The following is a 12266-nucleotide window of genomic DNA, read 5'->3' on the forward strand; positions in this document are numbered from 1 at the left end:
CAACGGGCATTTTGTTTCTTGGTCGCACGTAGCAAAGAATGCGGCCATATTTTTTGTACAGGAGGGCAGTGCCTGAAATGAAGCATAGAATAAGATTCAGCTGGAAGAAGTTTGCGGGTTTTATAGGCTTTAATATCGTTTTCGCTGCCTTGTTGGCTCCCTTTATTGTCTTTTACGGTCCTTTTGAGGCCTTGAAAGTCATGGCCGTAGGCTCTATCAACACCTCGCGCCATCCCCAGGTGGTGAGAGCTTTTCTTTCTACGGCCCAAATCGATCAGATCATGCATGAGTATGAGGATGCGCTCGGGGTCAATACCGAGTCACATGTTGCTGTGGAAAAGGTGACCACGGATCCGGCGAGCGGCATTGAAATCCAGAACATTCAAGGTCATTCCTTCAAAGGGAAGGTGATGTTGATCAAGAATCCGAAACGAGTCAAAGTGGCTGTAACTGATCAGCTGGGGGTGACGGGGGAACGGGTTACGGATTTTGTCAAGCAGACCGGCGCTATTGCCGGAATTAACGCCGGCGGTTTTAACGATCCCAATGGCAAAGGAAACGGCGCTTTTCCGGAGGGTTTAACTGTTCACGACGGCAAACTCGTCTACAATAGCGCCGGAAATGCCACCGTGCACGAACTCATCGGTCTTGACAGCTCGGGTAAACTTTTCATCGGCCCGATGTCGGCCTCGGAACTGGCGGCCAAGCACATCCAAGAAGCGGTGACTTTTTTCGGCCCAACCCTGATTGAAAACGGGAAACCTGTCGTCGTCGGAGACGGGGGTATCGGGATTGCCCCCAGGACCGGAATCGGTCAAACAGCGGACGGGACGATTATTTTTGTCGTCATCGACGGGCGCCAGCCGACTTGGAGTTGGGGGGCCACCGCGCGTGACCTCATGAACGTTTTCTTGGAGTACCATGCGGTGAATGCGGTCAATCTTGACGGCGGTTCTTCCACAGAAATGGTTTATCAAGGGAAAATCATCAATCGGCTCTGGGATATTTTCGGAGAGCGCTACATCCCCACCGCTTTTGTCGTCATGCCGAAATAGAGAGGGCCGGAGAGGATGAAAAGAATGAAAAGAAAATGGCGGACGCTGGGTGTATGGGTAGTTATTTCCCTCATCCTCCAGTTCAGTGCTTATGCATTTGTTAACAAAAAAGTCCAGGCCGTTTTGGCCCCGCGGCCTGTCAAGCCGCCCATTACGGAAACCCTGACCGCGGACATCCCGGGTACACATTTGCAAGACATCCAGCTTTCATATGCCAAGGATTATGTCGCTTATAAGGAGAATGGGGTGCTAAAGGTCTACAATTTGAAACTGAAGAAAGTGGTGTTTGAGAAACCACCCGCTGCCGGCAGCGGCAAAAATATGGGCGTTCTTGCCTATGAATGGCTGCCTGACCGCAACACCCTGATCTATTTCTACGCCCGCAAGAATCCCCATCCGGTCACTTATACCGTGATCCAGCCTCCGTCGCAACCCGCGCAGCCGAGCCCGGAGGCCCCGGTCAAGGAGCCCTCCCCGACGGCTCAGGCATCTTCGGGTAAGGCGGGCCGGACGCTCCCCAAGACCGAAGATCTGAATCAACAAAGCAAGAACAGCGAAGCCAAAGCCAAGTCTGTCACACCGAAGACCCATACGGCGAACCAAGCCGCGCCTCCCGCTCCGAAGCCCATTGTGAAGAAGCATTACAACCCCCAGCTGACCGATGTCTACACGCTAACCCTGCCGGAGAGCACGGATAAGACCACCGAACCGGATGACCGCTTTAACGAAACTCTGGATTCAAAATGGTTCCCTGCCGGCGGACAGATTATGCAAATGGACTTTTCCACCTTCACGAATCTGATTTACGTACTGATCAAAGACGGCTCTACGAACGTACTTCTGCGCATCGACGTAATGAAAGAATTGCAGCACTTAAATGAGCCCGGGGAAAACATTTCGAATATGACGGTCTCGGGCCGTTATGGCACCCTCTATATTGACACCACCGTCGGGGGCAGGAAGGAAATCGTCGCGCTCGACGCGGTTCACGGTTGGCAAAGGACCTTGATCAGCCGAAATCCCGATTACGTGCTTCTCGGCGACAAGTCGGGTATCCTCTATATCGGGGATGTTAAGGACGGCAACATCGTCAAGATCCTGACTATGACTGAAACAGGCAGTGAGAAAACCCTGCCTCAATTAACCACCGAGTGGACCGGCACCATACCCTTCCGGCAGGCCAGGGTGCAAATGGGCGCACACAATGAGGTCATCATTTATAACGCAGGCAAAGCCTATATCGTCGACAAAGGCCGGCTGAAATCCGTCAATCTGCAGGGGAGCGACAACTACATCTCACCGGACGGGGCGGAGCTCGTGCAGATGACGGAGGAAGGAAACATGACTCATTTCGAACTGAAACCCTGGTCGGCCTGAGAGGGTTCGGGAGGCAGGGAGGAAGAGATTCCGCGCTTTTTTCTGCGCTTTAACGAGGTGGGAGGTACGGGGGGAAAGACTCCGCGCTTCAGCCGAAAAAGGCCGGATGATTAACATCCGGCCCTTTTCGCGGTTTGCCCGGGAGAGATTCACTTCTGCTTTTTCCTGATCAGCGTGGCCTGGATACAGGTTCTTAAAATCCCTGACCTTAGCCGCTAGAATCCCCGGCTTCAGCCACGGGGAAGAAACCCTAAAGGACCCGGCGGGCCCCCTTGTAGGCATGCCACCAGTAAGGGCTGAAGGGGTAGACCGTAACCCCCTTGTGAGTAGTCGCGCTGATAAATTGTCCTTTGCCGAGGTAGATGCCGACATGATCGACGACGCCGCCGGAGAAAGAGAAGAAGACCAAGTCGCCCGCTTGCAGGTCCGAGGCGGAGACGGGGGAACCGATTTGAGCCTGGTCCCGGCTCACGCGCGGCAGCTCGACCCCTTGAGAAGCATAGACATATTGGGTAAAACCGGAACAATCAAAGCCGGACGGCGAAGTTCCGCCCCAGACATAGGGTGTTCCGATGAATTTTTTTGCTTCGGTCACTATGCCTTGGATTTTGGCGGAACGCTGTGAGGCGGAGCCTGCCTGAAGTTTGTCTAAGGCACTTTGAGTAAGAGGACCCGCCATCCCGTCCGCCTGCAGATGGTCATTATGCTGGAAAGACTTGACGGCGGCTAGAGTTTTGGGTCCGAAGATTCCGTCCAGCGGACCGACCGCGTATCCCAAATGGCTCAGTTCGGTTTGCAAGACCCTGACATCATTGCCTCTGGAGCCCATTTCCATCAAGGGCGCGGCCTGAGCCGAAGAAGCAAAAGCCATACTGCCCAGGACCACCAGTCCGGCGATGATCAGGGCCTTCCCGGGTGAGGACCATTCCCCTCGGCTGCTTCTATTCTCGCTCTGTCCCTGAGTCTGAACCGTAAAAGCCTGGCTTCGGTTTGTCCAATTTTGCATTTTCTTCTCCTCTCAAATTCGATATTTCAGATCCTGGCTCTTGGTGTGCCCATTCTTTCGAGGGTATGGGTCGTCACGGAAACGAAAGGACAGGGACGAGCCATGTGTCTATAGTAACATCTGAAAACTTAGGATAAAAGGAGAAGTTGTTGGATCATCCGCCAGTTATATCCTGGCATTTTCCGCCCAGCCAAAAGAACCGCGCCCCTGAGGGCGCGGTTCCGGGCGGGAGCGGGGTTCCCTCCTGCGAGGGTGACGTCCCCTTGTGGCGCTGAATCTTATACTCTGCGGACATGAGCGGGGGGTCCCTCTTGGTCAGGCGAGGGCGAACGCAACTTCTTCGGAAGATTTTTTAAGAACACGAAGACCTTTTGGTCCTTGCTTCTGACGGCCAGGGCAGGAAATCGGAACGCTTTGGGGGAGTGGAACCGGGGGCGAACGCTCAAGAAGGCCTGGGGGGCGTGGAGGAAGTCGGGTGGGAGAGGGAAGAAGTCGAGGAGGGAACCGAAGAAGTCGAGGAGGCAGTCGCTGAAGTTGCGGGAGAAGCCGCGGAGGAAGCGGAGGAAGAGACCGGCGGCGTTTGCAGGGCCTTCAGCCGGCTTTCCAAGTTGTCGAGCAGAGTGCGCAGTTGGTCAATCTGGCTGAGGATAGAGTTGATATCTGTGCCCGACGGCGTGGATGGAGAGACAACGGACGGGGACGGAGGCGGAGCGGTACTTTGGCCGGGGGTGGTCGGCTGCGGCGCTGAAGAACCGAAAACCTGCGTGAGGGCCGAACCCAGAGTGTCTGCCATCACCAGGGAATTGTTGTAGGCGAGAATGACCCTCTTCATCTCCGGAATGCTTCCCCCCTTGTCAGATTCCAGATAAATGGGCTCAACGTAGAGGAAGTTTCCGCCGATGGGAATGACCAGCAGGTTGCCGCGGATGACGCGGGAACCCTTTTGGTCCCAGAGAGACAGTTGCTTGGAGATGTTGGGGTCTTGGTCAATCTGTGATTCGATCTGGAGCGGTCCGTTGATATCGATATTCTTCGGCAACTCATAAAGGAGCAGGTGTCCGTAATGCGTACCATCCATGCGCGCGGCCAGCCAAGCCACCATGTTGTTGCGGGTGTTGTTCGCACTCGAGGCGGGGGTGAAGGGGAGCATGAGAATGAATTCCGGCTTGCTGGCGCCGGGCAGTTTCATGATTGTGTAGTAAGGTTTGACATATTGTGCTTTAGAGGTGTAAAGTTCCTTGGCGATGTCCCAGGCATCTTCTTTATTATAGAAGACTGAAACATCCGTCATATGAAAGTTTCTCAGCATATTGCTCTGAACCGTGAAGAGGGTTTCGGGGTAGCGAAGGTGGGCGACCAACGATTTGGGCATCTGACTGAGGTCTTTGAAAACCCCGGGAAAAATCTTGCGATAGGTTTCGAGGACGGGGTCGTGGGGATCCATGGCGTAAAAATCCACCGTCCCGTCGTAAGCGTCGACCACAACTTTGACGGAATTGCGAATATAGTTAAAGTCCTGGCCGGGATATTGGGAAGAGTAAGGCAGAGAATCAGAAGTCGTGTAAGCGTCGATGATCCACTTGAGGCGGCCATGGTCAATCACGATATAGGGATCTTGGTCGTAAGTCAGGAAGGGAGCCAGCTTCTCCACCCGATCCATGATGTTGCGATGGAGGAGGATGCGGCTGTGCGCTGTGATTTCCCCGGCCAGATAAAAGCGAAGGGTTCCCTCATGCAAAGAGAGCATGAGTTTGTTGAGAGGTGTGAAAGGAATCCCCGTCTTGCCCTGATAGGTGTTCTCTACGTTGGCACTGCCGTAGGGGTAATCGAATTCCTTGGTGGTCGTGTCGACGACGACCCAATGGTTGGTCTGTTGTCCGTAGTAAATCCGGGGTTGGGTCAAGCGCAGAGCGGCGTAAGGTGTCACGGGCGGAACATCTTTAATGGCATAGGAGGGTAGGCCGTCCGAGGTCACGGCGTTGGCGAAAGAAGCCGCCACACCGTAACCGTGCGTATATTTGAAACGCGTGTTGACAAAGGTCTGGGCTTTGGGATCAAGGTCGGAGACGGAAAGTTCGCGCGGCGCGATCATGAGCTGTCTGTACTCGCCGTTAACCGTGTAGCGGTCTACATCAATGGCGGGAAATTTATAGTAGAGGCGGATGCCTTGCTGCTGGGCATAGGTTTGCAGCAAGGGCCTGGAATCATTGAGGCGGATGTTATTCAAGGTGGCTTGGTCGGCTTTGAGGACGGTCGGGGTGATCGGGGTCGTGGCGGGGTAGTTCTCCTCCTTAATCTTATCGAGACCATAGCCATAACGAGTCAGGGAAATTTCGTGCTGAATGTAAGGAGCTTCCATTTGCAGTTCATTCGGAATGACGACCAGGTTCTGGATCAGGGTGGGGTAAAATCCATAGAGCAAGATATTGAGCAGAAAAACAGTAATCACAGGCAGACTCAACAAGCGGACATCTTTGAACAGCAAGGTCAGGGCGGCGGCGGCAAAGCCGATAAGGGCAAGAACCAAAAGGATCCTCAGAGCGGGAAGGCTGGCGTTCAGATCGGCATAGCCCGCGCCTACGACATGCCCGTGTCTGGAATAGAGCAGTTGAAAGGTGTCCAGATAATAGCCGAAAGCCTTGAGAAGAAAGAGAATAGCGCACAGCAAGGCCAGATGTTTACGTGCGGCCGGGCTGACAGTGATGGCCCCGGGGTGCCACAGTTTCAAAGAATGGAAACGCAGGACTCCCGTAACCATGTAAAAGAGAGCCGTGAAGAAAGTCAAGAGGAAGAGGGGCCCGAAAAAGATGTTGTAAACCGTCCGCAAAAAAGGAAGCCGGAAGAAATAGAAGCTCAGATCCCGGCCAAAGATGGGATCGGTTTTGCCGAAGGGGGTGGCCTTCATAAAACTGAGAACCTCCAGCCAGCCGGTAAAACCCGCGACGAAACTCACGGCAAAACTGATCAAGGCGGCGAGAAGGACAAGCCAAAGAGTGACGTGTCGCTGGTTCAGGCTGAATGCCGGTTCGTTCATGTTTTGGACCAGGCGGAAACGCCGCCTCAGCCTTTCATTGATGAAAGTGACGATGGCATGGCGAATCGAGAGCAGAGTTCCGGCAATGAAGAGAAACAGGATCGTACCGTTGACGATCTGAATCAGCCATTTGCTGAGGAGCGGCGTCCAGAAAAGCTGGGGATAGCCCAAATCCTTAAACCAGAGCCAATCCTCGTAGAGCCCGCTGAGTGCCGTGAGTATGATCCCGAGAAGAATGAGAGCTAAAAGCAGTTTGCCGAGCCGGCGCAACGTGATTCCCCCTTCAGTTTTTCGCAATCAGTGGCCTTTTTGCATCTGTATTTGAGACTTAAGTGAAATTGTGCGGCACACCTTGCCGACTGCCCGGTCGCAGGCGGGAGCACTGACTTTCTTATATTCTGCCCCGAAAGGGAAAATACCTTCATGTTTTTCCCGCCTGCCGGGAAAAATAGTTTTGTATTCTCTGGGGTTATGGTATACTAATGCCATAATCCCGGGATACCCTTTGGGGGTATTATGTTTTTGGGGGTGTTGATAAATGTTTGATCTCCTTATTATCGGAGCAGGTCCGGCAGGGTTGACAGCGGGGATTTACGCGGCCAGGGGCGGGCTTAAAACCGGAATTCTTGAATTGGGAATGCCGGGCGGGCAGGCCGCTTCCACGGAGAAGATTGAGAATTATCCGGGCTTTCCCGAGGGCATCGGCGGCTATGAGCTCATGAACGCCTTTCATCAACAGGCCTTGGCTTTTAAAGCGGACTTCATCTTTGAAGAAGTACAAAAGCTGGATTTGGAGGGCCCAGTCAAACGTGTAATTACGGATGTGCAAAGCCATGAGGCGAAGGCTGTGATCATTGCCGCCGGTTCCAAGCCGCGTTCTTTGGGAGTTCCGGGAGAAGATGTTTTCCGCGGCCGGGGCGTTTCTTACTGTGCGACTTGTGACGGGGCCTTCTTCCGCGATAAACGGGTCGTTGTCGTGGGAGGCGGGGACGCGGCTTTGGAAGAAGGGGCGTACCTGACCAAATTTGCCGCCGAGGTCGTGATCGTGCACCGGAGACAAGGGTTCCGCGCGGCCCAGATCGCGGTGGACCGGGCCAGGGAAAATAAGAAAATCCGTTTTCTCCTGGACAGCGTGGTGGAAGAGATCAAAGGCGGAGACAAGGTGGAAGGAGTCAGGATCAAGAATGTGGTCAGCGGGGAAAGGCAGGACCTGCCCGCCGATGGGGTTTTCATCTACGCGGGTACCGAGCCGAACGCCCAGTTCGCCCATGACGGGCTGACCGCGGATGGACGGGGCTATATCGTCACCGACGCATTGCTGCGCACCAATATTCCCGGTGTCTTCGCCGCCGGCGATATCCGGACCACACCGCTGCGCCAGGTGGCGACGGCGGTCGGCGATGGGGCTCTGGCTGCCGTTCAAGTTGAGAAATACTTGACGGAGCAGGAATAGGTTCACGGCACAGGGGGCAAGAGCACTTTCGCCCTCTGTTTTTTTTGGGCTATTGCCAACCATTAAAGATTTCTTGTTTTTTTTCAGGGGTTGTACTATCATGTACATGTGTGGAAAAATGTCCGCGATCGGCAGTGGGGTATAGTGTATCATAAAGCAATAGGGGAGGGATCAATTTGCACTTCGTGGTATGTTTGAAACAGGTTCCGGACACTTCGGAGGTTCGGATCGACCCGAATACGAACACCCTCATGCGCGAGGGCGTTCCTTCAATTATTAATCCGTATGATGCCCACGCCCTGGAAGAGGCCATCCGCCTCAGGGACAAAATGGGAGGCAAGGTGACCATTGTCAGCATGGGGCCGCCTCAAGCCAAGGAGGCCCTGCGCAAGGCCATGTCTTTCGGAGCTGACCGGGCGATTCTGCTGACCGACAGGGGGTTTGCCGGTTCGGACTCTCTGGCCACCGCTTATATCCTGACGGTGGCCATCCAGAAGATTCATGCGGAAGAACCCATTGACATTGTCTTTACAGGCAAAGAAGCGATCGACGGGGATACGGCGCAGACCGGACCGGGAATTGCCCAACGGCTCGGTTTTCCGCAGCTGACTTACGGGATCAGGGTTCGTGAGATTGACAATACTTCCGTGACCGTGGAGCGGAAAACGGAGGGAGGCCGGGAAGTGGCCAAGGCCTTGCTGCCCGCGTTGATCACGGTGGAGAAGGAAATGAATGAACTTCGCTACGCGACGCTGCCTGACATGATGAAGGCCGCCGTCTACGAGCCGGAAATGTGGGATGCCAAGTCCCTGCCTTATGATACGGCAGAAATGGGGTTAAAAGGCTCGCCCACCAGCGTCTCCAGGATTTTCCCGCCTCCGGGTCGCAGCGGCGGGGAGCGCATCGACGCCACGACGGATCCCAAAGGCGCAGTGGCCAACCTGGTTGAAAAAGTGTTTCAAGAGAATATTATTATGGTTCATCCCGCAGTGAAGGGAGGCAGGGCTTAATGTCTGTTGTTGTTGACAAGACAAAATGCATCGGGTGCGGAGCCTGTGTGGTCGAGTGCCCGGTTGAAGCTTTGGACCTGGTGGATGGGACTGCCACGGTCGACCCGGCAAAATGTAAAGAAACCGGGAGCTGTGTTACGGTCTGTCCGGCCAATGCCCTGAGCTTGGAGGCTAAAGCCGCCGCTCCGGCCGCCAAGAAAGCGGATGCCGGTGCAGCCAAAGAGTTTAATGCCAAAGAACCCCTGCCCAAAGCGGTCCAAGACTATGCTAAGACGAATGCGGCCAAATCCGCGCCGGTGGCCGGGGGAGACGTTTGGAGCGGCGTCTGGATCATTGTCGAATACAACCACGGCAGAATCGCCCCGGTTTCCTGGGAACTCTTGGGCGAAGGCCGTAAACTGGCTGATGTCATAGGCTGTGAGTTGTGCGCCGTCATCACCGGCTATCAGGTCGATCACGTCATTAGGGAGGCCTTTGCCTACGGGGCGGAAAAAGTCTATGTCATTGACGACCCGGTTTTGGAGAATTTCCGCACGGAACCTTATGCCGAAGCGATCACAGGTCTGGTACGAAAATATCAGCCGGAAATCATACTTATGGGTGCCACCGCTATCGGCCGGGATGTCTTTCCCGCCGTGGCCACCCGTTTGAGAACCGGATTGACGGCCGACTGCACCGTGCTCGGTATTGATCCCGAGACCAAGCTTCTCCAGCAAACCCGCCCGGCCTTCGGCGGCAACATTATGGCCACGATTCTCTGCCGCAGCCGGAGGCCGCAGATGTCGACGGTCCGCCCCCGGGTGATGGCTATGCCGGCCAGAGTGGAAGGGCGCAGCGGAGAAATAGTCCGCGAACAGCAATCTATGACGGAAGACGAGATCCGGACGAAAGTCCTGGAGTTTATTCCCGGAGACGCCAAAAGCATCTTCTTGGACAAGGCCGAGATCATTGTTGCCGTCGGCCTGGGAATCGCTTCCCAGAAAAACCTGCCCCTGGTGGAAGAACTGGCGGACAGCCTGGGTGCGACTTTGGCCTGTACCCGCGGTGTCGTGGAAGCAGGTTGGATGTCACATGATCATCAGGTGGGACAAACCGGGGTGACCGTCCGTCCGAAGGTTTATATAGCCATCGGCATATCCGGTGCGATCCAGCACCTGGTCGGCATGGAGACTTCCGACTACATCATTGCCGTTAACAATGATCCGGAGGCGGGAATTTTCCGGGTGGCCAATTACGGTATCCTAGGGGACCTATTCCAAGTGGTTCCGCTGCTAACGGCCGAATTTAAGAAGCGCCTTCAGCACGGCGTGGCAAATTAAGGAGGGGCAAACATGGAAAACTTTGATGTGATCGTCGTCGGCGGCGGTCCGGCCGGCCTGTCTGCCGCGCTCAGTGCTGCCAAGGCGGGCATGAAGACGGTGGTTATCGAGCGCGGGGATTATCCGGGTACCAAAAACGTCATGGGCGGAGTGCTTTACACCAAGGCTACGGAAGCCGTCGTGCCGGATTTTTGGCAAAGCGCTCCCTTAGAGCGGCCGGTGATCGAGCAGCGCTATGGCTTCCTCAGCGGGGACGAGACGATTCTGGCCGGATATCGCGATCCCGTTTGGGCTCAGGCTCCCTATAACGCCCACACGGTTTTGCGCGTGAAGTTTGACCGCTGGTTGGCCCAACAGGCGGAAAAAGCCGGCGTGATGATTATTACGGAAACGGTCGTCGAGGATCTTCTTTACAAAGGGGACAATGTCGTAGGCGTGCGCACCGGTCGTGCCGAAGGAGATTTGGGCGCGAAAGTGGTTATTCTGGCCGAGGGAGTGAACGCTTTTATCGCCAAAAAAGCCGGCCTGGCTCCGCAGATGCGACCGGATACAGTGGCCGTGGCGGTTAAAGAAATCATCCAATTGCCGCAAGAGAAGCTGGAAGACCGTTTCTGCCTGGAACCCGGGCAGGGAGCGACCATCGAGCTGTTTGGGGATTCCACTCAGGGCATGATGGGTACGGCTTTCATCTATACCAACAAGGATTCCCTCTCTATCGGGGTCGGTGCTTTGCTGGAACCCTTGATTCGCACGAAGTGGACGCCCAATGATCTGCTTGAGGCCCTGAAGGCCAAACCTTACGTCAAACGCTTAATTCAAGGAGGAGAGACGAAAGAGTATCTGGCTCACCTCATTCCGGAAGGCGGCTATAACGCCATGCCAAAATTGCACCGCCAGGGGGTTTTGGTCGTCGGCGACACAGCCATGTTGGTCAACGGACTCAACCGTGAGGGCTCCAACCTGGCCATGACATCCGGTAAAATGGCGGGCGAAGTGGCGGCTCAGTGCATCCAGTCCGGGGATTTGAGCGACCAGGGAATGAGTCTTTATGAGCAGCGGATGCGGGACAGTTTCGTGGTGAAGGATCTTTATAAGTTCCGGCGCCTCGGCCGTTTCTTCGAGACGCATCCGCATTTCCTCAAGGTCTACCCCGAAATCGCGGCCAATGCCATGCACCTCTACTTCACTGCGGATGAGACATCCAAGAAGGAACGTCAAAAACAAATCATGAAGATGGTTTTCGAAAAGCGGGCCAAGGGCGGACTCGTTTCGGACGTCTTCGGAGCGTGGAGGGCGATTCTCAAATGAAATTAGACGACAAATTATACTTGGTCCGTTTCAATACGGATACCCTAAACCACATCAAGATTGCGGATGCTGCGGTTTGCCTGAAATGTCAGGACAAACCCTGTACCAGGATCTGTCCCGCCCACGTTTATGATTGGGATGACGAAGAGAAGCGTATTTCCGTGGGCTATGAGGGTTGCCTGGAGTGCGGGACCTGCCGGGTAGGGTGCCCTTACGGCAACATTCTCTGGGGCTATCCGCGCGGCGGCTTCGGAGTCTCTTGGAAAAACGGCTGAGTCGGTCTGTGGACAGCGGAGCCGGTGCCTGCCGGCTCTGCTGCTTCGTTTCTTCCCGCGGGGAGATTAACGATCTCCGGAGAACGCTCCCGGCCGCAGTCGGGACTTTGTAACTGCGAGAGCTTTTTAACATGGCTTGCGAGAAGTCCCCCGTCCTCTATAGGCGGGGGATGAATCGCTATATGGACATTCACAAAAAAGCGTATAGTATTTGGCAAATTGTTCTGGTATAAATTGTTCTGGTATAATATAATCAGTCGTATATAGAGTAGAGGGCTGATTTCTAGTGAGTGCTAAACTCATCTTAGAGCGTGGACTTAGCGCCATGGCCCAAACATAGATTTTCTGTAGGGCGGGAACCGCCCGAAGTTACGCCTGTGGAAATTGCGTAAGACCTAATCCAGCACTCAGAAACCTTGAGTGCTGGAC

At 54.8% G+C, this 12266-nt stretch carries 9 protein-coding genes; 7 read left to right on the forward strand and 2 right to left on the reverse strand.

The window, feature by feature from the left end:
* Positions 1 to 77 precede the first annotated feature (77 nt).
* Both MNU25_RS12260 and MNU25_RS12265 read left to right on the forward strand, forming a co-directional pair.
* Positions 78 to 1055 (forward strand): phosphodiester glycosidase family protein, encoded by a 978-nt coding sequence (locus MNU25_RS12260; protein WP_240985335.1) that lies wholly within the window; start codon positions 78 to 80, stop codon positions 1053 to 1055.
* Between the two features lie 24 nt (positions 1056 to 1079).
* The gene (locus MNU25_RS12265; RefSeq protein ID WP_240985336.1) at positions 1080 to 2432 is read left to right on the forward strand and encodes a hypothetical protein; all 1353 of its coding nucleotides are present in this window, start codon (positions 1080 to 1082) and stop codon (positions 2430 to 2432) included.
* Positions 2433 to 2682: 250 nt separating this feature from the next.
* Here MNU25_RS12265 and MNU25_RS12270 read toward each other — a convergent pair whose 3' ends face one another.
* Entirely contained in the window at positions 2683 to 3438 is a 756-nt protein-coding gene (locus MNU25_RS12270; protein WP_306425067.1) for a C40 family peptidase, read from the reverse strand.
* A 442-nt stretch (positions 3439 to 3880) separates the two neighbouring features.
* A complete protein-coding gene (locus MNU25_RS12275) occupies positions 3881 to 6742 on the reverse strand; it encodes a UPF0182 family membrane protein (protein WP_240986827.1) in 2862 nt (953 codons plus the stop codon).
* Between the two features lie 268 nt (positions 6743 to 7010).
* Between MNU25_RS12275 and trxB the strand changes: the two genes are divergently transcribed.
* From trxB to MNU25_RS12300, 5 genes are all read left to right on the forward strand, one after another.
* Positions 7011 to 7925 carry a thioredoxin-disulfide reductase gene (gene trxB / locus MNU25_RS12280; protein ID WP_240985337.1) on the forward strand — a complete coding sequence of 305 codons (915 nt, stop codon included), beginning with the start codon at positions 7011 to 7013 and terminating at the stop codon, positions 7923 to 7925.
* Between the two features lie 176 nt (positions 7926 to 8101).
* The gene (locus tag MNU25_RS12285; protein WP_240985338.1) at positions 8102 to 8935 is read left to right on the forward strand and encodes an electron transfer flavoprotein subunit beta/FixA family protein; all 834 of its coding nucleotides are present in this window, start codon (positions 8102 to 8104) and stop codon (positions 8933 to 8935) included.
* Positions 8935 to 10254, forward strand: coding sequence for an electron transfer flavoprotein subunit alpha (locus MNU25_RS12290; RefSeq protein WP_240985339.1), 1320 nt, complete (start codon positions 8935 to 8937; stop codon positions 10252 to 10254). The genes MNU25_RS12285 and MNU25_RS12290 overlap by 1 nt, the downstream gene beginning before the upstream one ends.
* Before the next feature lie 12 nt (positions 10255 to 10266).
* On the forward strand, positions 10267 to 11562 hold the full coding sequence (locus tag MNU25_RS12295) for an FAD-dependent oxidoreductase (protein ID WP_240985340.1): 1296 nt from the start codon (positions 10267 to 10269) through the stop codon (positions 11560 to 11562).
* Positions 11559 to 11837 (forward strand): ferredoxin family protein, encoded by a 279-nt coding sequence (locus tag MNU25_RS12300; RefSeq protein ID WP_047831789.1) that lies wholly within the window; start codon positions 11559 to 11561, stop codon positions 11835 to 11837. The genes MNU25_RS12295 and MNU25_RS12300 overlap by 4 nt, the downstream gene beginning before the upstream one ends.
* Positions 11838 to 12266: the final 429 nt, after the last annotated feature.

The sequence above is a fragment of the Acididesulfobacillus acetoxydans genome (assembly GCF_902729405.1).
GTDB lineage: Bacteria > Bacillota > Desulfitobacteriia > Desulfitobacteriales > Desulfitobacteriaceae > Acididesulfobacillus > Acididesulfobacillus acetoxydans.